This window comes from Saccharopolyspora rosea (assembly GCF_025643595.1).
Taxonomy (GTDB): Bacteria; Actinomycetota; Actinomycetes; order Mycobacteriales; family Pseudonocardiaceae; genus Saccharopolyspora; species Saccharopolyspora rosea.
Genome location: NZ_CP102826.1, coordinates 3751099 through 3773045 on the forward strand (window position 1 = coordinate 3751099; position 21947 = coordinate 3773045).

At 71.2% G+C, this 21947-nt stretch carries 22 protein-coding genes; 18 read left to right on the plus strand and 4 right to left on the minus strand.

Features of this window, described 5'->3' with window-relative positions:
- Positions 1-192: 192 nt before the first annotated feature.
- The 16 genes from NV263_RS17520 to NV263_RS17595 all read left to right on the plus strand — a co-directional run bounded on the left by NV263_RS17520 (position 193) and on the right by NV263_RS17595 (position 15604).
- Positions 193-879 (plus strand): LuxR C-terminal-related transcriptional regulator, encoded by a 687-nt coding sequence (locus NV263_RS17520; protein ID WP_263247384.1) that lies wholly within the window; start codon positions 193-195, stop codon positions 877-879.
- A gap of 408 nt (positions 880-1287) precedes the next feature.
- Entirely contained in the window at positions 1288-2055 is a 768-nt protein-coding gene (locus NV263_RS17525; protein ID WP_263247385.1) for a hypothetical protein, read from the plus strand.
- 29 nt (positions 2056-2084) lie between these two features.
- Positions 2085-2903: a Pvc16 family protein gene (locus NV263_RS17530; protein ID WP_263247387.1), complete on the plus strand. Its 819-nt coding sequence runs from the start codon at positions 2085-2087 to the stop codon at positions 2901-2903.
- A gap of 22 nt (positions 2904-2925) precedes the next feature.
- Positions 2926-4104 carry a phage tail sheath family protein gene (locus NV263_RS17535; protein WP_263247388.1) on the plus strand — a complete coding sequence of 393 codons (1179 nt, stop codon included), beginning with the start codon at positions 2926-2928 and terminating at the stop codon, positions 4102-4104.
- A gap of 13 nt (positions 4105-4117) precedes the next feature.
- On the plus strand, positions 4118-4558 hold the full coding sequence (locus NV263_RS17540; RefSeq protein ID WP_263247389.1) for a phage tail protein: 441 nt from the start codon (positions 4118-4120) through the stop codon (positions 4556-4558).
- Between the two features lie 5 nt (positions 4559-4563).
- Positions 4564-4926: a hypothetical protein gene (locus tag NV263_RS17545; protein WP_263247390.1), complete on the plus strand. Its 363-nt coding sequence runs from the start codon at positions 4564-4566 to the stop codon at positions 4924-4926.
- Complete coding sequence (locus NV263_RS17550; RefSeq protein WP_263247391.1) at positions 4923-5084, plus strand: hypothetical protein; 162 nt, start codon at positions 4923-4925, stop codon at positions 5082-5084. The genes NV263_RS17545 and NV263_RS17550 overlap by 4 nt, the downstream gene beginning before the upstream one ends.
- Positions 5085-5087: 3 nt before the next feature.
- Entirely contained in the window at positions 5088-6002 is a 915-nt protein-coding gene (locus NV263_RS17555) for an eCIS core domain-containing protein (protein ID WP_263247392.1), read from the plus strand.
- A gap of 1 nt (position 6003) precedes the next feature.
- Positions 6004-6750: a CIS tube protein gene (locus NV263_RS17560; RefSeq protein ID WP_263247393.1), complete on the plus strand. Its 747-nt coding sequence runs from the start codon at positions 6004-6006 to the stop codon at positions 6748-6750.
- Positions 6747-8357, plus strand: coding sequence for a phage baseplate assembly protein V (locus NV263_RS17565; RefSeq protein WP_263247394.1), 1611 nt, complete (start codon positions 6747-6749; stop codon positions 8355-8357). The genes NV263_RS17560 and NV263_RS17565 overlap by 4 nt, the downstream gene beginning before the upstream one ends.
- Positions 8358-8368: 11 nt before the next feature.
- Complete coding sequence (locus NV263_RS17570; protein WP_263247395.1) at positions 8369-8731, plus strand: hypothetical protein; 363 nt, start codon at positions 8369-8371, stop codon at positions 8729-8731.
- Positions 8732-8736: 5 nt separating this feature from the next.
- Entirely contained in the window at positions 8737-9126 is a 390-nt protein-coding gene (locus NV263_RS17575) for a GPW/gp25 family protein (protein WP_263247396.1), read from the plus strand.
- A complete protein-coding gene (locus tag NV263_RS17580; RefSeq protein ID WP_263247397.1) occupies positions 9123-11333 on the plus strand; it encodes a baseplate J/gp47 family protein in 2211 nt (736 codons plus the stop codon). The genes NV263_RS17575 and NV263_RS17580 overlap by 4 nt, the downstream gene beginning before the upstream one ends.
- Positions 11330-12964, plus strand: coding sequence for a phage tail protein (locus tag NV263_RS17585; RefSeq protein WP_263247398.1), 1635 nt, complete (start codon positions 11330-11332; stop codon positions 12962-12964). The genes NV263_RS17580 and NV263_RS17585 overlap by 4 nt, the downstream gene beginning before the upstream one ends.
- A gap of 22 nt (positions 12965-12986) precedes the next feature.
- Positions 12987-15359, plus strand: coding sequence for a hypothetical protein (locus NV263_RS17590; RefSeq protein WP_263247399.1), 2373 nt, complete (start codon positions 12987-12989; stop codon positions 15357-15359).
- A gap of 17 nt (positions 15360-15376) precedes the next feature.
- A complete protein-coding gene (locus tag NV263_RS17595; RefSeq protein WP_263247400.1) occupies positions 15377-15604 on the plus strand; it encodes a hypothetical protein in 228 nt (75 codons plus the stop codon).
- A 61-nt stretch (positions 15605-15665) separates the two neighbouring features.
- Here NV263_RS17595 and NV263_RS17600 read toward each other — a convergent pair whose 3' ends face one another.
- Positions 15666-16001 carry a LysM peptidoglycan-binding domain-containing protein gene (locus NV263_RS17600; RefSeq protein ID WP_263247401.1) on the minus strand — a complete coding sequence of 112 codons (336 nt, stop codon included), beginning with the start codon at positions 15999-16001 and terminating at the stop codon, positions 15666-15668.
- Between the two features lie 311 nt (positions 16002-16312).
- On the opposite strand from NV263_RS17600, the gene NV263_RS17605 reads away from it, so the two are divergent.
- Positions 16313-17326 (plus strand): hypothetical protein, encoded by a 1014-nt coding sequence (locus tag NV263_RS17605; protein ID WP_263247402.1) that lies wholly within the window; start codon positions 16313-16315, stop codon positions 17324-17326.
- A gap of 379 nt (positions 17327-17705) precedes the next feature.
- On the opposite strand, the gene NV263_RS17610 is transcribed toward NV263_RS17605, so the two are convergent.
- Genes NV263_RS17610 through NV263_RS17620 form a run of 3 tightly spaced genes read right to left on the minus strand, consistent with a single transcriptional unit; the run spans position 17706 to position 20947 of the window.
- Complete coding sequence (locus NV263_RS17610; protein WP_263247403.1) at positions 17706-19187, minus strand: flavin monoamine oxidase family protein; 1482 nt, start codon at positions 19185-19187, stop codon at positions 17706-17708.
- Entirely contained in the window at positions 19135-19341 is a 207-nt protein-coding gene (locus tag NV263_RS17615; RefSeq protein ID WP_263247404.1) for a hypothetical protein, read from the minus strand. The genes NV263_RS17610 and NV263_RS17615 overlap by 53 nt, the downstream gene beginning before the upstream one ends.
- Positions 19342-19360: 19 nt before the next feature.
- A complete protein-coding gene (locus NV263_RS17620; protein WP_263247405.1) occupies positions 19361-20947 on the minus strand; it encodes an amidase in 1587 nt (528 codons plus the stop codon).
- A gap of 28 nt (positions 20948-20975) precedes the next feature.
- Between NV263_RS17620 and NV263_RS17625 the strand changes: the two genes are divergently transcribed.
- Positions 20976-21926, plus strand: coding sequence for a helix-turn-helix domain-containing protein (locus tag NV263_RS17625; RefSeq protein ID WP_263247407.1), 951 nt, complete (start codon positions 20976-20978; stop codon positions 21924-21926).
- Positions 21927-21947 lie beyond the last annotated feature (21 nt).

Consider the following 21947-nt stretch of genomic DNA (forward strand, 5'->3'; position numbering starts at 1 on the left):
TCCACCGCGCGGTGAAAAGCACCGCGGGCAGGGACCATTTCCCGTACTCGGACGCCCCGCCGATTCGGTAGCCTGGGTTGCGTGCCGGGCCGGGCGTGCTTGGGCCCGTGCGAACGACCGGGGGGCTCAGGAAAGTCGACCGACCGCGGCGGAACGGTCGGTGTCCGGCCGCGCGCCGCCAGGGTGGCCACCATGATCCAGATCGTCATCATCGCCCCGGCGAGGTTCTACCGGGAGGGTTTGGCCGTCGCCCTCGAAGACGCCAACGGTTTCGGGGTCGTCGCGACACTCGCCCGGCCTGAGGACTTCGATCCGGAATTCGCCGTCCGCGGCCGCGCGGTCGTGCTGCTCGACGTCGCCGACCTGGCGGACGGCCTCGACGCGGTCGCCAGGTTGCGACAGCGCAGCCCCGGGCTGCCCATCATCGCGCTCGGCGTCTGCGAGCACGAAGCCGACATCATCGCGTACGCGGAGATCGGTACCGCGGGATTCCTCACCCGGAACCATTCGATCGCCGAACTCGTGCGGACGGTCGAAAGCGCCGCCAACGGGGAACTGCACTGCTCGCCCCGCGTCGCCGCCGCGTTGAGCCGCCGGGTGACCGAGCTGTCCGACGAGTTCCGGCCCGGCAGCCCCCATGCCGACCTGCTCAGCCGCCGGGAAGCGGAGGTCGCGGTGCTGCTGGAACAGGGCCTGTCCAACCAGGAAATCGTTCGGCGGCTGTGCATCGCGTTGCCGACCGTGAAGAACCACGTGCACAACATCCTCGACAAGCTGGGGTTGCGGTGCCGAGCGGCCGCCGCCGCGTGGGCTCGGCAACAGCGGCTGGACCACTCCGTGCTGCGCTCGACACTGCAGGAGATGCCCGGTCGCCGCTAGGGAGTGTTTCGGAAGTGCTTTGCGTGGCGGTGCCGGTGGCGGAACCTCAGCGGCCCGCCCGTCACCCGACCACCCCCCCCACGGAGGCGCTGACGCGCCGCTGTGCCCATCGGAGAACCCGCGGCGGTGCACGTGGCGAGACCACTCACCGAAAGAGAAAGCGGCTCACGCCGCTTTAAAACACTCCCTAGCCGGTCGGCGTACCGCGGCCTCGACTTCCGGAACCGGGCGAAACCGCCGTGGTACCTGGTGGTTTCGACGTGAGCCGCGGGACACCGGCCACCGAGCGAAGTGGATCCTCTTTGGATCGATGGGCTCATTGCTGTCGCCGGAGGCGGTTTGCCTTACTGGTCGTGCCCGCGTTGTGGCGGGCCAGGAAACGACCGGTGCGCGAGAACGGAGACGACCATGCGGTACCGTCCCATCGATCGAGACCCGGATGATCCCCGCCTGGGGCGCTTCATCCCGGATGACTGGCGGCACGTGGAGAACTACCCGCTGACGGCCGAGAGCCGCCCCACCACACCGGTTCCGGTGGTGATCGGCGTCAACTGGTACACCGAGTTCGACCACCCGGAGGCCGACGCCGACGGCGTCCAGTTCGTGGCGCGCGGCGGGGCGGACACGCTCACCACGATCCGGGGCGGCCACGCCATCTGCCTGGAACCCGGGGGCGAGCCGGACCTCGACGAGTGGTGGAAGTTCTACGACCAGGGCGACGAGGGTGCCTGCGTCGGGTTCGCCTGGTCGCGGTGCATGACCATCCTCAACGGGGAGTACTACACGGCCTGGTGGTTGTGGGACCGTGCCAAGGAACGAGACCAGTGGCCGGACACCAATCCGGGCGACAACAACGGGACCTCGTGCCGCGCCGCGGGCGAAGTCCTCGCCTCGGCCGGACACGTCGACTGGCAGGCCGCGTACGCGGGCGACGACTACCGCCGGCGCGGGTCCTACGTGCCGGACCTCCAGGACGGCATCCAGGTGTTCCGGTGGGCCCAGTCGGTGGACGACGTGCATGCGGTCCTCGGCAACAGCCGTGCCGACGAACTCGGCGCCGTGCCGCTGCTCAACTCGTGGGGCCCGAGCTACCCGCACCGGGTGTGGATGCCCGACGACGTCTTCGACCGCCTGATGCGCGAGGACGGCGAGGTCGCCGTTCCCACCGACCGGTAGGCACCCCTCCGGGGCGGAAGCGAGGGCCGATGTTCCAGGACTTGGACGCCACGCTCAGGGCGATGCTCGGCGACGCCGCGGCACCGGGCGAACTCCGCGACGCCGACGTCAGCTTCGACGTACCGGACAAGGACTTCAATCCGACGCGGACCACGGTGGACCTGTTCCTGTTCGAGATCCGGGAGAACCGGGCGTTGCGCGACGACGCTCCGCTGCGGGACCGGGTCGACGGCGGTTACCTCCTCCGCCCCGCTCCGGTGCGGATCGCCTGCACCTACCTGGCGACCGCCTGGTCCCCCGGCGCGGGAGCCGTGCGGACCGACGAGGAGCACCGCGTGCTCGGTGCGCTGCTGCCCTGGTTGCACGCCCATCCGCGGATCGACGACCGGTTCCTGCGGGGCGGTTTGCAGGACCCGCCGCAGGTCTACCCGCTGCCGGCCGAGGTCGAACCGATGCGGGAGGGCATGGGTCAGTTCTGGACCGCGCTGGGGATCGCTCCCCGACCGGCGCTGCCGTTCACGGTCACCATCGGCATGCGGGCCTTCGAACAGGAGGACCAGTTCCCGGCCGTCCAAGCGATCCAGGCCGAAGGCGTGCTGGCCGACCGGCCGGTCCTCGCGGGCCGCGTGCTGAACAGCGAGCTGGCCCCGGTCCCCGCCGCGCTGGTGGCCCTGGTCGGCACCGACCGGGAAGCCACGGCCGACCGCGCCGGGAGGTTCTCGTTCCCCGACGTGGACTTCGGGGCGTACGTGCTGTCGGTGCGGGTCGCCGACCGGCCGGAGGTGCGAGCCTCCGTGAGCTACGGGCCCGACAGCCAGGTGCACAACGTGGTCCTGCCCGCGCAGTGACCGCCGACATCCGGGGGAACCGATGGCCGACTACGAGACCAGTGCACCGGGCGTGCACCTGGAGGAGATCGCCACGACGGCGGGGCCCATCGCCGGCGTCGGCACCAGCACCGCGGCGCTGATCGGCCTGGTGGCCGCACCGCCGGCGGACAACGCGCTCGGCAAGCCCGTCCCCGTCACCAACTGGACGAGCTACCGCGATTCCTTCGGCGGATTGCCGTCCGATCAGGACGAACACCGGGACCAGGTGCGGATCCCCTACGCGGTGCGGGGTTTCTTCGACAACGGCGGCACCCTCGCCTACGTCGTGCCGGTGCGGGATCTGACGGCGGCCACGCTGAGCGCCGCCCTCGACCAGCTCTCCCGCCTGGCGGAGGTGAGCCTGGTGTGCGCGCCCGGCCTGGTGGATCCCGAGGGGCAGAAGGAGCTGATCGCCAGCTGCGAGGACCTCAAGGACCGCTTCGCCGTGCTCGACGGGGCACCGGACCCGACCCCGCTCCGGCCCGACGGTCCGCTGCAGACCCAGCGCGGGAACCTGCTGTCCAAATCGGGGTTCGCCGGGTTGTACTGGCCGTGGCTGGTCGTCGACGACGGGGTCGACGCCGCCGGGCAGCCGCGGACGACGACCGCCCCGCCGTGCGGGCACATCGCCGGTGTCATGGCCCGCAGCGACGCCGAGCGCGGCGTGCACAAGGCCCCGGCCAACGAGCCGGTCCGGGGAGCGCTGGACCTCGGCTACGCGCTCAACAACGCCGAACACGGCGCGCTCAACCACGCCGGTATCAACGCCGTCCGGCGCTTCCCGGCGGGGCCTCCGCTCGTGTGGGGCGCGCGCACGTTGACCGACGGCACCGCCTGGCGCTACGTCAACGTCCGGCGACTCGTCTGCTACATCGAGGAATCCGTCCTGCAGGGCGTCCGGTGGGCCGTGTTCGAACCGAACAACACGGGCCTGTGGAAGGGCCTCGAACGGTCGATCACGGAATTCCTCGTCCGCGTCTGGCAAACCGGCGCGCTGTTCGGCCGCAAGGCCGAGGAGGCGTTCTACGTCAAGATCGACGAGGAGCTCAACCCGCCCGCGGTGCGCGATCTGGGGCAGGTGATCGTCGAGATCGGCGTGGCACCGACGCGCCCGGCGGAGTACGTGATCGTCCGGCTGGGGCTGTGGTCCGGCGGTGCCAGCGTCAGCGAAGGCCAGTGAGGAGTTCCCGGAAATGGCTCAGACAGGTCAGCGCGTCGATCCCTTCCGCAACTTCAACTTCCTCGTCGAGCTGGACGGCATCACGCAGGCGAGCTTCACCGAGTGCACCGGGTTGGCCTCCACCACGGAGATCATCGAGACCCGGGAAGGCGGGGACAACACGCGGGTGCGCAAGTTGCCGGGCAAGACGAACTTCTCCGACATCACGCTGAAGTGGGGGCTGACCGCCTCCGCCGAGCTGTGGTCTTGGCGCCAGCAGGTGATCGACGGCAACGTGGTCCGCAAGAACGGTTCGGTGGTGGTCTTCGACCTGGCCAACCACACCGAGGTCGCCCGCTGGAACTTCGTCAGCGCGTGGCCGACCAAGTGGGAGGGACCGAACTTCAACGCCAAGGGCAGCGACATCGCCATCGACACCCTCGTGCTGGCGCACGAGGGACTCACCAGGGTGTGAGCACCGTGTTCGTCACAGAGGTCGAGTTCGAACTCCCCAAGGGCTTCCTCGACGCCCAGGGCACCCTGCACCGCAGGGGTGTGATGCGCCTGGCCACGGCGGGGGACGAGATCTACCCGCTGAAGGACCCCCGGGTGCAGAACTGGCCCGCCTACCTCATCGTCCTGCTCCTGTCCCGGGTGGTGACGAGGCTGGAGGGCGTGCCGGAGATCAACCCGGGAGTCATCGAGGGGCTGTTCTCCGAGGACCTGGCCCACCTCCAGGACCTCTACAACCGGATCAACGGCCTCGCCCCGACGACGGTGTCGGCGGAGTGCCCGCACTGCGGCCGGGCGCACGAGGTCGACCTACCGCCGCCGGTGGGGTGAGGGGCTACCCCGTGGACCGGGTCCACCACGAGGTGGCCTTCCTGGGACGCAACGTCCACTGGACCCTCGCCGAACTGCTGGACCTGGACCACGCGCAACGGCGCCGGTGGGTGCGGGAGGTCGGCGACCTGGTCGACACGACGCGGGAGGAGGACTGAGCAGTGGACGACGAAATCGCGTCGTCGCCCACGCTGGGCGAACGCCTCGACGACCAGGGGCGGCGCGCGGCGGCTCGACCGCTGCCGCGGCTGTCCTGGCCGGGTCTGCTGCGGGCCTACCTCGACCGCGCGACCTCGGTCGCGACCGCCTGCCGCGGCCGGTTCGACCGGGTCGAAGCGGTACCGAACGAGGCGGCCACGCCGCTGCTCGCGACCGCCGGGGCGCGTTCCGCGCGCGGGAGCGCCGCGGCTGCGCGCCCGGACGGGGCCTCCGGTTCGGGTGCCGTCGCCGGGGCGCCCCGGCGACCGGCGGCCACCGCGCCGCCGGGCCCGGCACCGGTTCCGCGGGCAGTGGCCGCGGACGCGGGACGTCCGCTGCCCGCCGAGGTGCGTTCCCGCCTGCGGGACGTGGCGGGTCCCGGCGCCGACGCCCTGCGGGTGCACGACGACGCCGCCTCCGACTCGCTCGCCCGCGCGCACCGGGCGGATGCGGTGACCGTCGACCGGGACGTCCACTTCGGACGCGGGCGGTTCGACCCGCGCGGGGAACGGGGCTGGGGCCTGCTGGTGCACGAGGCCACGCACGTGCTGGCGCTGCTGCGACCGGGCGCGGCGTGGCGCCGGGCCACGGCGACCGGCCTGCGGCAGGAGGAGGAGCTGGCGATGACGCGCGAACGACAGGCCCTCGGACCGGACCGCACCCGCGTCGGTGCGACACCCGGTCCCCCGACCGCGGCTCCCGCTCCGGCGGCCGCGCCGCCCGCGCCCCCTCCGTGCGCCAAACCGCTGCCGGCTCCGGCGCAGCGCGACACCGGCTCACCGCCCGCGCCACCGCCGGTGGACCTGGACGCGTTGCGCCGAGACCTGGTGAGCGAGCTGATGCGCCGGATCCGCACCGAGTTCGAGAGGGGGGCCTGACGTGCACCCGCTGACCCCGGCCACGGCCCCCGCGCGGGGCGGCACCGTGCTGGCCAAGGCGTTGATCGTCAACACGGTGACGGGCACCGGTTTCCCGGTGATGTACAACCCGGAGGAGTTCCGCGTCGAACAGGGCAACACCTTCGCCGAGGTCGGCATCCCCGGGCTCGACTCGCCGCCCGTGCAGTACGTGCGGGGCAAGGCGCGCGCCCTGGTGATGGACCTGTTCTTCGACACCTACGAAACCGGCGAGGACGTGCGCGACCACACCGCGCCGATCGTCCGGCTGCTCGACACGGATCCGCAGACGCACGCGCCGCCGGTCCTGCTGTTCTCCTTGGGACGCTTCCAGTTCCGGTGCGTGCTGGTGGACGCCGCGCAGCGGTTCACCATGTTCCTGCGCGACGGCACCCCGGTGCGGTCCACGCTCGCCGTGCGCTTCCAGGAGTACGTGCGCGGCGCCGAGGTCGAAATCCGGTCCGGCTTCTTCGTCGGCCCGCCGACGCTGTCCGCCGCCGTCGACACCGCCACGCGCGGTGCGCTCGCCGGCCCCGGGTCGGCGCACACCGTGGTGGCGGGCGACACGCTGAGCGGGCTGGCCGCCACGTACCTGGGAGATCCGGCGCTGTGGCGGGACATCGCCCGCGCGAACGGCATGACCGACCCGTTCGACCTGCCTCCGGGCAGGACGCTGGTGATCCCCGCGCGCGGGACCGGGGCACGACCGGCCGGGGGTGGTCCGCCGTGACCGGGCCTTGTTACGCGCCGCGGTTCGAGGTCCGCATCGCCGGACTCACGATGGCGGCCGACCTGGCCGCCCAGGTGCTGAGCGTGGTCGTCGACAGCGACCTGGACCTGGCGGGATCGTTCACCCTGGTGCTGCGCAACCGCGACAACGCGGTGCTCGACTCGCCCCTGCTGGATCCCGGCAAGACCGTCGAGATCCACCTCGGCTACGGGGATGACCTCGCACCCGCGTTCCTCGGCGAGATCACCTCCGTCGAGCCCTCGTTCCCGCAGGACGGCCCGCCGACGGTGCGCGTGTCCGGCTACGACAAGTCCTACCGAATGCGGCACAACCAGCCCGAACCCACCGAGTACACCATCGCCGACGACTCGCTCATCGCGGCGCGCCTCGCCGTCGAGAACGGCCTGGTGCCCGTCGTGGACCCGACCCCGGCGCTGCCGGAGAAGGTCGTCCAGGCCGAGAGCGACATGGCCTTCCTCAAGACGCGCGCCCAGCGGTACTTCTTCGACGTCTACGTCGAGTGGGACCGGCTGCACTTCCAGTTCCCCCGGCCCCAACCCGCCGCGCACGTGCTGGAGTGGGGCCGGAACCTGTCGAGCTTCTCGCCGCGCATCTCCGCCGCCGGACTGGCCGGCCTGCAGGTCGTCCGCGGGTACAACCAGGAACTCGCCCAGACCGTGCGGGCCGCGGTGCCGACCGCCGACCTCGATCCCGACGTCCTGGTCGAGCGGCTGGGCAGCGCGGCCGCGGACCTGCTCGGGTCGCTGGTGCGCGAAGGTCTCCGCACGCAGGCGGTCGACAACCCCCTCGACGCCGCCCTGCTGGCGAGGTCGCTGCTCGAAGATCTCCTGGACGGCCTGTACGAGGGGGACGGATCGTGCATCGGCCTGCCCGACCTCGCCGCGGGCAAGTACGTCGAGATCCGCGGTGTCGGCAAGCGGTTCGGCGGGATCTACCGGCTGCGCAAGGTCACCCACCGCATCGACGGCGGGGGCTTCGCCACGGACTTCTCCATCACGCAGCGCTGCGGGTCCAGCCTGGTGGGTCTGCTGCGCAAGGACATGACCGAGCAACCCCCGCCGGACCGGCCCGAGCGCTTCTACGGCGTCGTGGTGGGAGAAGTCCAGGAGAACCGGGAGCTCGTGGACACCCCGCCCACCGTGCCGATCGGCCGGGTGAAGGTGTCCTTCCCGGGGCTCTCCGACCGGTTCACCAGCGGTTGGGCCCCGTGCGCCCGTCCGATGGGCGGCAAGGGCATGGGGTTCTACGCGCTGCCCGAACCCGGCGAGCAGGTGCTGGTCGCCTTCGAGCACGGCGATCTGGCACGTCCGTACGTCCTGGGCAGTCTGTGGAACGACGGGCAGGAACCCCCATCCTCCAATGTGGACGGAGAAAACAACCTGCGCCTGCTGCGCAGCCGGGCCGGGCACACCATCACGTTCGACGACACGCTCGGCACCGGAGCGCTGACGATCGAGGACGCGGCGGGCAGCACCATCACGCTCGACGCGCGGAACGGTTCGATCACGCTGAGCGCGCGGACCGATCTGACGATCGAGGCCGACGGCACCATCACCCTGCGGGCGTCCCAGGTGGACGTCACATGACGGGAGGAGACATGCACCCAGTGCTGACGACGGCGAGCCGGGTGACCTGCGGGCACCCGCCAGGGGCCGTGCACGCCGCCGGACGCGCGAAACTGGCGGTCGGCGGCAGCCCCGTCCTGCGCCGCGCGGACCTCGACGGTGCCGCTGTCGAGAACTGCGGCATCCAACCGGCCAGCGACGCGTCCGGGCCGACGGCGGTGAAGTGCCTGGCGGTCACCGGCATCACCGCCGGTGTGTCGAGCCGGCTCAGGGTCGGCGGCGAACCGGTCCTGCTCGACTCGCTGGCCGGCAAGACCAACGGCATGCTCGCCAAGAAGACACCGCAGGAACTCCTGGCCGCGACAGCGGTCCAGGACAAGCTCCGGGCCACGTGATCGACGTGGATCCCGAGCTCCTGGGCCGCGGCATCAGCTTCCCCGTGCAGCTGGGCGTGCACGGGTGGGGGCAGTCGGCCGGCCTGCGCAAGGTCGAGGAGTCGATCCGGATCATCCTGGGCACTCAGATCGGCGAACGGGTGATGCGGCCGGACTTCGGCTCCGAGCTGCGCAGCCTGGCGTTCGCGCCGAACGACGGGAGCACCGCAGACCTCGCGCGCTACCACGTCGAGGAGGCGCTGGGCCGGTGGGAGCCGCGCATCGACGTCCTCGACGTCTCCGTCACCAACGACGGGCCGCAGGCGGCACTGCTGATCGACATCACCTTCCGCCTGCGGGCCACCCAGGACGTCCACCACCTCGTCCACGAGTTCCCCCTGGAGCGGCCACCATGACATTCACCTCGACGCGCGGGCGCATCCAGCCGCCGACACTGGACGATCGCACCTGGCAGGACCTGGTGGACGAGATGCTGGCCCTGAAGAACGCCTACGCCCCCGGCTGGACCGACGACAGTCCCAGCGACATCGGCAGAACGCTCATCGAACTGTTCGCCTGGCTGGTGGAAGGGGTGATCTACCGGCTCGACCAGGTTCCGGACAAGCACTACCTCGCATTCCTCGACCTGCTCGGCATCACCCGGCACCCCACGAATCCGGCCCGCACCGACCTGACGTTCACGGCCGGTGTCGCCAAGACCGTGCCCGCGGGGACCCAGGCGCGCACCCGCGCCCGGGAAGGTGAGCCGTCCGTGGCCTTCGAGACCGACGAGGACGTGGACGTGCTGCCGATCGCCCTGGCCAACGCCGTGCTGATCGGTCCGCACCCGGTGGCCGCGACCACCAGCAGGTACGCGGACGCCTCGACCGCGCTGATCGGCCCGCCGACGTCGAAGTACCTGGTGTCCGTGCCGGCCGGGCAGGCGGCCCAGCTGTGCCTCGGCTTCGACCGGGCCACCGACGAGGCGGTGGTGCTCCGACCGCGCTTCTACCTGCCCGTGCGCGACCCCGCGAACGTCTCGGTGACGTGGACGTACTCCCGGCGGGGAACCGAACCGTTGGTGTGGCCCGAGGTGCCCGGAGGCGCGGACGCCACGGAGTCCCTCCAACACGACGGGGACGTGCGGCTGCGCCCGCCCGCGGACTGGGCCGGGCAGTGCCCCACGCCCCCGCCCTCCCGGCCGGACGCGCCCGCGTGGACCACCGTCACCGCCCTGGCCCCGGGTGGCGTGGTGACCGACGAGCGGTTCTGGATCGGCCTGCGCATCGCCAACCGCGCCACGACCCCGCTGGCCGTCGGGCTCGACCGGGTGCTGTTCAACGCGGCGCTCGCCCGGACCGCGCTGACCACGCGCTCGCCCGAGGCGCTGGGCGAGAGCACCGGCGCGCCGTTCCAGACGTTCGCGCTGCGCAACCACCCGCTGTTCCGGCGAGGCGATCCCGACTCACCGTTCGCCGACCTGGTGGTCCGGGTGTCCCAGGGCGTCCCGTCGTCCTGGCAGACGTGGACACCGGTCGACGACCTGGAGCAGGCGTCGGCCGACGCCCCGCGCGAGGTCTACCGCGTCGACGCCGGTGCCGGCGAGATCCTGTTCGGCAACCACGACGAGCGGACCGGGAAGGGCCATGGCCGCATCCCCCCGGCGGGCAGCCGGATCCAGGCGTTCCGCTACCGCTACGTCGACGCGGGGACGAGCGGCAACGTCACTCCGGGGCAGGTGACCGAGATCGGCACGACACCGGACGGCGCGCTCCCGACCGGGATCCGGGTCACCAACCAAGGACCCGGGCTGGACGGTTCCGACGAGGAGCCCGTCGAGGACGCGCTGCGCCGCGCCCCCGAGCAGTTGAAGATCCGCGATCGCGCGGTCACCACCGACGACTACGCGTTCCTGGCCGCGGACGCGGCCGGCGAGGTGCGGATCAGCTGCTGCCTGGCGCCCCGCGCCCACGACGCGGACGGCCCGGGGAACCCACCGGCGTGGCACGAGGGCGACCCGTGGATGTTCGCCGGGATACCGCGCATGCCGGGGACGGTCAACGTCATCGTCGTTCCGGACCAGGGCATCTCGGTGCCCGCACCGGAACCGACCAACGACACGATCCGGGCCGTCCGCGCGCACCTCGACCGGCACCGCGACCTGACCGCGCAGCTGGAGGTCTGGGGGCCCCGCTACCTGCCGATCATCGTCCGGGTGCAGGTGGTGATCTGGCGCACTGCGGTCGCGGCGGGCGCGACCCAGGCCGCGGTCGAGGACGAGACGCTGCGCAACATCCAGACCTTCCTGCACCCGGTCCACGGTGGACCGACCGGGCAGGGCTGGCGGGTCGGCCAGCACGTGTTCAACTCCGACCTGTTCAAGGCGATCATGCCGCCGGAGGACCTGGGGTACATCGCGGTCCTGGAGACCAGACCGGACCTGCCCGCCTACCACTTCCCCCCGATCAGACCGGACGGCACCCGGGACAACTACGTCCCGACCGAACGCCCGTACGCGCTGTCGAACTTCGCCGCCTCGGTGCGGCTGGCCGACTACGAACTGGTGTGCGCCGCCTCGAAGCACGAGGTCCAAGCCGCGCCCGAGGGGATTGATCTGTCGTGAACGGCAGCAGCGGCTACCTGCGGTACCTGCCTCCCGTTCTCTGGGAGGAGGACGAACGCGCCGACCCCTCGGCGTTCTCCCTGGGCGCGGTCCTGCGGATCTTCGAGAAGATCCTGACGGGCATCGACGACGACGTGCCGATCGCGTTGGACGATCGCGTCCACCCGCCGATCACCGACGAGATCGCCCGGCTGGACGGGCTGTGCGCCCCGTGGAAGACCCCGGAGAGGTTCCTGCCGTGGCTCGCCTCGTGGGTGGCGGTGGAGTTCCCGACACTGCAGGGCGAACAGGTGTGGGACGAATACCAGCGGCGGAAGGTCACCGCCGAGATCGCCGGGGCCTACGGCCGCAGGGGGATCAGGGCGGGTCTCGACACCTTCCTCGGACTGTTCGCGGTCGGCCGGACCAGGCCGCGCGTCGCCCTGGACGACGGCAGCCGCGTACTGGTGGCGATGCCCGGCAGTCCCGCACCCGTCGCCGCGCTGGTGACCCGCGGACCCGCACGCACCCCGAGCGGCGACTGGATCGAAGGGCTCATGCGCCCGTGGTGCGTGGCGGCCGGGGCCGGAGGCGTCTTCTTCGTCGGCGACAGCGGAGTGCCACCCAACGCGGGGCTGCCGCTGCGCAGCCGGGTGTGGCGGCTCAGCTCGGCGGGACACCTCGACCTGGCCGGGACGCCCCCGACCCCGCGACCACTGGTGCCGGACACGCCGCTGACCTCGGTCGTGGCGGTCGCCGTGCGTCCCGCGCAGGACGCGCGACCCGAGACGCTGTACGTCCTGGACCGCTCCCGCAAGCTCCTCGCCGTGCCCGCGCCGTACACGGCCGCCCGCGCCACCGAGGTCACCACGCTGGCGAGCGGGCTGAGCCGCTGGCCGGTGGCGATGGACGTCGACAGCGGTGGGGACCTGCTCGTCCTCGACCGCGGGAACGTCCCCGGCAACCCCAGCCGTCCCCAGATCATCACCGTGCACCCCGACCCGGTCACCGTGACACCGACTTCGTTGCGGACGGTCGTCGAACCGCTGTCGTTGCACGTCCAGCCGGGCGGCTGGCTGATCGTCGGGGACGCGGGAGATCCGTCCGGCAGCGGGGCGGCCGCCGGGAACCTGGTCCGGGTGGACCGCGGCGGTCCGTCCGGGTGGTCCGAGACACCGCTGCTCCCGCCGTCGAACCCGCTGGTGGCACCGACCGCCGTCACCACGGTCGACGAGACGCGCCTGCACGTCCTGGACGCCGGGCTCGCCCCGTTCTGGCCCTCCTCGGCCGACCCGTTCGTCCTCGACGTGGCGGAACCGGCCGTGGTGCACCGCGTCGACCTCGGGGCCACCCCCACGACGACGCAGCACACCGAATCCGGGCGGTTGGTCAACCCGACCGGCATGGCCACCGACGGGGAGCTGTTGATCTGCTGCGATCCCGGCCAGAACGACGTTGCGCGGATCGAACCCTTCTGGTCCCGGCTGCGACCGTTCGAGCTCAGCGTCGTCATCCACTTCACGAACTCCCGCCTGCCGTCCGATCCGGACGAGCGCAGGCAGGCGCTGGACCAGGCGGTCGGCAACGTCCGGGCGATCGTCGAGCAGAACAAACCCGCGCACGCGCGGGCCACCTTGGTGACCGCCATCTAGCAGCGACGTGGTGGTGAACGACATGACGATGATGCGCACTGAGTACTGGAACCGGAGCACCAACACCGTTCGCGGTGGTCCCACCGGCCACGGCGAGAGCCTCACCGACATGGAGAGCTACCTGCTGCCCCTGGACCAGATCCGGGACTCCAGCCTGCACGGCTGGGGAGTCGCGCGCGGTCTGGCCGTGAGCGCCGCGCCGGGGGCGACGAGCGTGCAGGTGTCGACGGGAACCGCGGTGGACGCCTCGGGCCGCGTCATCGCCCTCGCGGAGGGCGGATTGGCGGTCGTGGACCCCGACGTCGACCCGCACCAGCCGCAGAACGTCCCGACCGTCCCAGTCGGCGCCGACGGGTTGGCGATCAGCACCGGAACCGCCACCGGAGACCGGTTCCTGACGGTGACGTGGGCCGAGGTGATCGGGGAGAACCAGCTCGTGCTGTTCCACGCCCCTTGGCTGCGGTTGCAGCCCACGGCCGGGTTCCAGGACTCCGGTGACCAGATCGTGCTCGCCCTGCTCACGCTCGATGCCGGCGGAGCGGTCCGGGTCGTGTCCGCGGGACCCCGCCGCGCGGTGCCGGTGTTCGCGGGGCGGGTGGAGTTGCGGTGCCCGCGGGCCACCGCGTCGCCGGAGCCGCACGTCGAGCAGGTCGCGGTGGCGGAACTGGCCGCCCGGGACGACGGCGGCGTGGACGTGGACCTGCTCGCCTCCGACGGCGGGCGGTGGACGGCGGTGTCGGTGGCCGGGACCGGCCGCGTCGGGATCGGGGCCCGCGATCCGACCGCGCCGCTGGAGGTCGACGGCGGGGCCGACGACGCCCCCGCCGTGCGGCTCGTCTCGTCCGGGACGGGCCGGGGTGCCGGGCTGCTGATGGCGAACTCCGGTGCCCGGGCGTACGGCGTGCACGCGGGCAGCGACGGCAGCCTGCACCTGACCGACCAGACCGCCCAGGCCGACCGGCTCGTCGTCGACGGCAACGGCAACGTCGGTGTCGGTGTCGCCGCCGGCCAGGCCCGGCGGATCCTGCACGTCTCGGGCGACGAGGTGCACAGCGGCGGTCTCGGTGCGGGATTCTCGTTCGCGGACCGGGGAACCTCCGCGTTCGTCGACAACCCCGCCGCGGGCGAACGGTGGGTGTGGTACGCGCAGGGCGGCAGCGCGCGGTTGTGGTCCGGTGTGGACAGACTGACGATCAGCCCGACCGGCGAGGGCGGCGGCCTGGACGTCCCCCGGAGGATGCGGGTCCGCCAGGGAGGCGACTGGTCGGCCGGGATCTGGTTCTACCAGTCCGCCCCGCAAGGCGACCGGGCGTTCGTCGGGATGGTCGACGACGACCACGTCGGCCTGTGGGGGAACAACGGCGGGACCTGGGGCCTGCAGATGAACACCGCGAACGGCTGGGTCGGGATCGGCATCGGCAAGGTGCAGCGCCCGCTGCACGTGTGGGGCAGCGAGATCCACAGCGGCGGCAGCGGCGCGGGTTTCTCCTTCGAGGACCGGTTGGTCTCCGGGCTCGTGGAGACCCCGTGGGCCGGTGAGCGCTGGGTCTGGTACGCCTACGGTGGGAGCGCACGGCTGTGGTCCGGTGTGGACAGACTGACGGTCAGCCCGACCGGCGAGGGCGGCGGCCTGGACGTCCCCCGGAGGATGCGGGTGCGGCAGGGAGGCGACGGTTCGGCCGGGATCTGGCTGTTCCAGGACGCGCCGAACGCCGACCGGGCGTTCATCGGCATGTCCGACGACACCCACCTCGGGTTCTGGGGCAACAACGGCGCGTGGTGGGGTCTGCAGATGAACACCGCGTCCGGCAACGTGAGCATCGGCCAGGCTCCCCCGTACAGCAACGTCCGCCTGCGGGTGGAGGGAAGCGACATCGGGTTGACCGCCAGGGCCCGGCAGGCGGCGATCTTCTACGGCAACGTCACCGTCTCGGGCGTCCTGCAGCAGGCCGGCGCCGCGTTCCGGATCGACCACCCGGTGGACCCGGCCACCCGGTACCTGGTGCACTCGGCCGTGGCGTCGCCGGAGATGCTGACCGTGTACACCGGGACCGCCACGACCGACGACAGCGGTACGGCGACCGTCGCACTGCCGGAATTCTTCGAGGCGCTCAACCGCGACTGCTGCTACCAGCTCACCCCGATCGGCGAGCAGGCGCAGGCGGTGGTGGCCGAGGAGGTCCGGGACAACGCCTTCACCATCCGCACGGACAGACCCGGCGTCCGCGTCTCGTGGCAGATCACCGGGGTACGCCAGGACGTGTGGGCCAGGGCGCACCGCATCGACGTGGAGGAGACCAAGCCGGCAGCCGAGCTCAACAGCTTCCTGCACCCCGAACTCCACGGCCACCCGGCGTCCAGTGGAGTCCCGTCGTCGGCGGCGGACGAGGGATGACCGCCCGGAGGGAGGCGATGGCCGTGCAGCAGGACGCACGAGCGCGACTCGACGAGCTGAAACAGGAGTACCAGCGAGGAGATGCCCGGTTGCAGGCGCTGGTCCGGCAGGAGACGTCACTGCGGGAGATGATGCTGCGCATCGAGGGTGCGATCCAGGTGCTCGAAGAACTCCTGCTGGACCGGGATGCGGGCACCGGCGACGGCGCGGGACGCGAGGCCGACTCGACGATGTCGGTGGGGTGAGCACGACCGCGGCGCAGCCCGGGTTCGCCGGCCTGCGCCGCGGTGCCAACGACGAGCGCGCTCACTCCGCCTGTTGCGCGCCGGCCCCGAGCGGGATGCACACGATCTGTCCGACGCGGATGAAGTCGGGATCGGGGATGTGGTTGTAGTGCGCCAGGGGTGTCCACCTGACGCCGTACCGCTGCCCGATCTGCGAGAGCGTGTCGCCCTCCTTCACGGAGTAGGCCGTGCACACCGACCGGTTCGTCGACAGTTGGAGCAGCTGTCCGACGCTGATCTGGTCGGGGTCGTCGATGCCGTTGATGCGCTGCAGGTCCTTCCAGGACACGTTGAACCAGTCGGCGATCCCGGAGAGCGTGTCACCCTGCTGCACCTTGTAGGAGTTGCAGTCCACCATGGTCTTCCCCCTCGGCTTGCGGTGTTCCCGGCACGATGCCGCCGGGTCCACCGTCGAGTGGAGCGCGGCACGCCACCCGAGCGCAATGAGCAGCCGGATCCATTGCGGATCCCCGGTCTACCCGGCACGAACCAGCGGTACGGGGTCTTCGCAGGTCGCGAGATGGATCCAGGATGGACCACCCGGACCATTCTTCTCACCTCCCACCGACGGCGACCATGGAGGTAGTGCGCCGAGGATTTTCCGGAGTTCATCGTGGCCAACGGGGAAAACCGCGTGGCGGGATCGAGCTGGGGCGCGCGCAAGTGGCCGTGGGGGCAGCGGACCTTGGCGCGCATCGCCGAGTTGGGGCCCTCCTGGACTACGAGGAGGGCCGCGCCGGCGAAGGGCCGCAGACCACCGAGCTGGTGCACGGCGCCACCACGCACCTGGACAAGGCGAAAGACGCCGTGGACAAGGCGCGGCGGTGGTGGTGGTTGCGCGGCGGCCTGGTGGACAGCGCCCTGGCCAACGCGAACATCGCGCACACCCTCATCATCCGGCTTGCCCCGGTCGACGACTTCCGCGGCATGCTGCCCGATCTGGTCGCACTGGTCGAGGAGAACCTGCCCGTCCGCGACAAGCGGCGTTGCACCGCGGAGAAGGCTCTCAAGGTGTGGAAGAACGACGACGTGGCACTGCGGAACGCGGTCGTCGACGCGGTGCGCGCCGCGTACCGGATCCAGGAACGCGAGGTCGTCCGGGTGCGCAGCTTCGCCCGCATCGTGTACGGCTGGGCGGCCGGTCTGCTGGGCCTCGGCTTCGCCATCGCCGTCCTGGGCGCGTTGAACGACGACGTCGTCCCGCTGTGCTTCCGCCCGGCCGGCATGACGGTCTGCCCCACCTCGGGCGGCCCCTCCACCACCTCCGTCTACGCCGACTACCACGCGGCGTCGATGCCCGCGGACTACCTGGTCGTGGAACTGGCCGGGCTGGTGTCCGCCGCGGTCACCGCCGCCGCCACGCTGCGCCAGATCCGCGGTTCCACCACCGCGTACAACGTGCCCCTGGCGCTGGCGATCCTCAAGCTGCCGACCGGTGCCCTGACCGCGGTCCTGGGCCTGCTGCTCATGCGCGGTCAGTTCGTGCCCGGCTTGACGGCCCTGGACACGTCCGGCCAGATCATCGCGTGGGCGGTCGTGTTCGGTGCCGCGCAACAACTCTTCACCCGGTTCGTGGATGAACGCGGCAACGCGGTGATGCAGGCCGTCTCCGGCCCGGAGAACCCACGCCCGGCGACACCCCATCGGGCAGCAGGCTCGTCGCACGCCGAAGACTCCGACTGAGGCCCGGACCGGCGCGGAGCCTGCTGTCCTGCTCAACGGTGGAACCGGCGGGGACGGCGTCCTGTCCAGTCGTCGAGTCCTTCCAGCTCCGCGGCGAGCCGGACGAGGACGGCTTCCTCCCACGGACCGGCGACGAGCTGACTGCCGACGGGAAGCCCGCCGACCGAGGTGTGCGTGGGCACGGAGATGGCCGGGAGCCCGGGAGGTGGAGCGCCGCGCCGGAATCCGACGCGCGAACGGTCCTACCCAAGGACTTCCTGGGCGCCATGCAGTACTTCGCGGGCTGTTCAAGGTGTCCGTCCTCGTTTCGTCGCCGACACCACACCGACAACCTCCCCCGGAGGATAGGCCCGCTCGTCGGCTTCGCGCGTCCGGTGATTCAGGAGATGCTGAGGTCGGCGAGGATTTCGTCGGCGGCCCGTCGGCCGGATTCAGCGGCTCCTTCCATGTACCCCTGGTAGTCGAGGGAGATGTGTTCGCCGGCGAAGTGGACCTTCCCTTGGCGCACGCCTTCGTAGCCGGCGTAGTGGTGGGCGTAACCGACGGGCCAGGTGGAGTAGGCGCCGTTGGTGTAGGGGTGGCGCGGCCAGGCCGCGAGGGTGGCCTTGCCGTTCCACCGGTCGGTGAGCCCGGGGAAGACGGTCTCGAACTGTTTTAGCGAGGATTGGGCGTAGGCGACGACCTGTGGGTCGGTGGCGGTGCAGAACGGGACGTCGGGGGTGAAATCGGCTGCGTGGCTCCCACCGGCGTAGTCGACCAGGATTCCCTGCTCCCCCGGCTGGTCTCGGGTGGATTCCCACGAGGTCTGGTAGCCGGTGTCGGACATGGTCGAACCGCTGGAGATTCCCCACAGTCCGCGGGTGTTCCACAGGCGTGTGGTGAACTGGAGGGCGAGTTTGCAGTTCTGCCCCATGAGCATCGTGTCGATGCTGCCATGCTTGCGGGTGTCGAATCCGGCACAGGAGAAATCGATCTCCTTAAGCACTCCGAGCGGTAGGGCCAGGACCGTGTGGTCGGCGGTGATGGCTCGGGTGGCGCCGTCGACGCTGAAGGTCAGCTCCTGCTCACCGGTGCTGCTCACCGACAGTGCGACCAGTCGCCGGCCGAAGTGCACCGTGTCCGCCGGCAGTGCGGCCTGCATGGCGACCGGGAGTTGCTGGTTCCCACCGCGCAGGTGGTAGCGGGCGTCGCTGGTGCCGTACAGCGCGAAGCGCCCGGTGGAGGGCTGGGATCCGAGCATGCCGATGATGCCGAGCGCGGAGCTGAGGCGGGTGTCCAGACCGAACTCGGTGGTGTAGGCGGTATCGAGCAGCCGCCCGAACCGGGAGGAGTGGCCGCCGGGCACTCGGGTGTCGATCCAGTCGTGGATGCTCATGTTGGACAAGGCGATGGCGTGCGGACTGTTGTCGGTGTTCCACGCGACCGGCCAGCTGAACTTCGCCTGGTCGTTGCGAAGAGCCCGGTGGACGGGTGCGAAGTCGATGCTGGCCTGCCGGTAGGTGTAGTAGTCACCGCTGAAGTAGTAGGCTTCGGTCGCTCCGCCGGGGGCGGCGGAGCGCACGTCGTCCAGCGCGATACCGAAGCGGGCGGCGAGGGATCGGACGAGGTGGTGGTCGGAGTCGATGAATTCGCCACCCCACTCGGTGATCTGCGCGGCATCCCAGTAGGCGCCGGCCGGGTTGGAGAACATCCGCCCGCCGACACGGGTATCGGCCTCGTAGACGGTCGAGGTGATTCCCCTGTCGGCGAGCCGGAGCGCTGCGGTCAGCCCGGCGATGCCCGCTCCGACGATGGCGATCCGCGGCTGGTCAGCCGCGCGGGCGGTGCGGGGGGGCGGTGCCGAACATGGCGGCGCCGACACCCGCGGCGCCGATGCGCAGGACGGAACGGCGGGTCAGGTCCGGCTTTTCTCCGCGCACGGCGGGGACGTCCGAAGGTGCGATTCCGAGGGTTTCGGCGACCTGGTGGTCGTGGGCGATGCAACGTAGCAGTCGGGCCAATTCGGTGCGCGGCATTGCGGTGCTCCTGTCCTGGTCAACGGTGGAATCGGTGGGGACGGCGTCCTGTCCAGTCGTCGAGTCCTTCCAGCTCCGCGGCGAGCCGGACGAGGACGGCTTCCTCCCACGGACCGGCGACGAGCTGACTGCCGACGGGAAGCCCGCCGACCGAGGTGTGCGTGGGCACGGAGATGGCCGGGAGCCCGGTGATGTTGCAGATCGCGGTGAAGGAGATCATCTGGTTCTCCCGGAGCCGAAGCTCGTCGGGGCCCGCGTTGGCTTCGTCGAGAACGGTGTCCACCGGCGGCGGTAAGCAGGCCATGGTGGGTGTGAGCAGCACGTCGAAACCACGGCCCCACTGGGCGACGACCTGCCGCGATTCCCGTTGCAGCAGGGCGACCGCCCGGGTGTAGATCCCGGAGTGGCGGCCGGCGGCTCGGGCCATCCGGTGCCGCAGATGCGGTTCGGCCCGTTCGGGATCGTCATACGGAGCAGCCCACAGCGCCGCGTCCAGAACGGTCTGGGCGTAGCAGCTGATCGCCTCGCTGGTGAAGAAACGAGGGGTGGCGGGCTGCACGTGGTGGCCGAGCGATTCCAGCAGCCGTGCCGTGCGTTCTGCTGCGGCGACGCATTCCGGGTCCACCGGCAGGCCGGTAGGCGCATCGACGGCCAGCCCGATGCGCAGTCGGCCGGCGGGTCTGCCCACCTCCTCGGCGAAGGGCCGTTCCGGGGCCGGCGCGCGGTACATCGCCAGGCGGTCGGGCGCGGACATGGCGTCGAGCAGTGCGGCGGCGTCGCGAACGTAGCGGGTGATGGCTCCTTCAACGGTCGCGTGTTCCCAGCTCATCATTGTTCGCGGAATGCGGCCGCGGCTGGGTTTGAGCCCGACGAGGCCGCAGCACGAGGCCGGCATCCGGATCGAACCGCCGCCATCGCCGGCGTGTGCCACCGGCGAAAGGCCGGCGGCGACCGCGGCGGCGGCGCCTCCGCTGGAGCCGCCCGAGGAGAACTCCGGGTTCCACGGGTTGCGCGTGCTGCCGAATCGGCGGTTGTCGGTGGTGGACAGCAGCCCCATGTCCGGGGTGTTGGTCCGGCCGAACAGCAGGAATCCGGCGTTCAGCAAGCGGGTGACGACCGGTTCGGAATGCTCCCGGGGTGTGTCGGACACGCCGAACGAGCCGTACGTCGCGGGCTGCCCCCGAACCTCGGTCAAGTCCTTGATCGGAATGGGAACGCCGTGGAACGGCGGAAGCTCCGCACCGGAGAGGACGGCTCGTTCGGCCTGCTCGGCGGCTTCGCGCACCGCGTCGTCGTCGCGCCAGACAAAGGCGTTGAGCGTCGAATCGTACCGGTCGATGCGGTCCAGGTAGGTGTCCACCACCTCCACGGGGCTGAGCTCCCGCGCGCGTACCGCGGATGCGAGGTCGATCGCCGAATCGAACGGATCCATGCGGGCTCCAACCGTTGTCGGGTGCAGGTGCGGACCGCGCGAGCGGGGAACCGACGGCGCTGCGCGATCCGTTGCCGGTTGCTCGCTCGGTTGGCGGCGGCCCGAAGGCGAGCATCTGGCAATCCGAACGCCCGGACTGGTAGAACAGCGCACACCCGTGGGGCGGCAGTGCACGCGTTCGGCGGCGGCCGGAGGTGGGACGATGCCGGTAGAACACCGGAAGGACGGAGCCGTGGTGTTCGGCTACCTGGACACCGAGTCGGCAGACCGTTCCCGCGCCTTCGACACCGTTCTGGTCCGAGCGGCCGATCCGTACCGGGCCGCCTTCCGGTCGCACCGGTTCGGTCTGCTCAGCGCTTGTGACATCAGTGGTGACCACAGGATTCAGGTCCGCCCGAGGCAGTCGCCCGCCACCAGGCGCGCGGGACACGTGCTCGGGCTGGTGCTGTCCGGCAGCGGAGTGCTGGAGCAGAGCAGTCGCACCGCGGCGCTGGCCCCCGGCGATTTCGCGCTCTACTCCGGCACGCGACCGTTCCGCCTCGACCTGAGCGGGCCGTACCGGTACCTCGTGGTGAGCCTGGATGCGGCAACGGCATCACTCGTGCGGCTGATCGACAACGCCACATCGAACCGGGAGCTCCCGCGCACTCCCAGCGGCCGAATTCTCGCCGCGGCGCTGACCGAGCTGGCCCACTGCGCGTCGCAGCTCGGCCCACTGGCCAAACAGGAGATCGGTGAACACGTGGCCCACCTGCTCCGCACCGCGATCCGCGACCTGGACCGCGGTGCGGATCCCGGGACACGTGCACCGTTGTTCGCTCGGGTCCTGCACTTCATCGATCGGCACCTCGCCGAGGACCTGTCACCGGCCCGCATCGCGGCGGTGCACCACATTTCCGTGCGCTACCTGCATCGGCTGTTCCACGACCACGGCGAAACCGTCTGCGACCACGTCCGGCGGCGCCGCCTGGAACGCATCCGCCGGGATCTGGCGGATCCCGCGCTGGCCGACCTGCCCGTCTACTCCGTCGCAGCTCGCTGGGGGATGCGCGACGCCAGCCACTTCGGCAAGCTGTTCAGAGCCGAGTTCGCCCTGTCGCCGCGCCGCTTCCGCAAGCACGTGCTCGGCACCGACAACGCAGCGCAGCGGTGACCGCGCGGACGCCCTGGCACA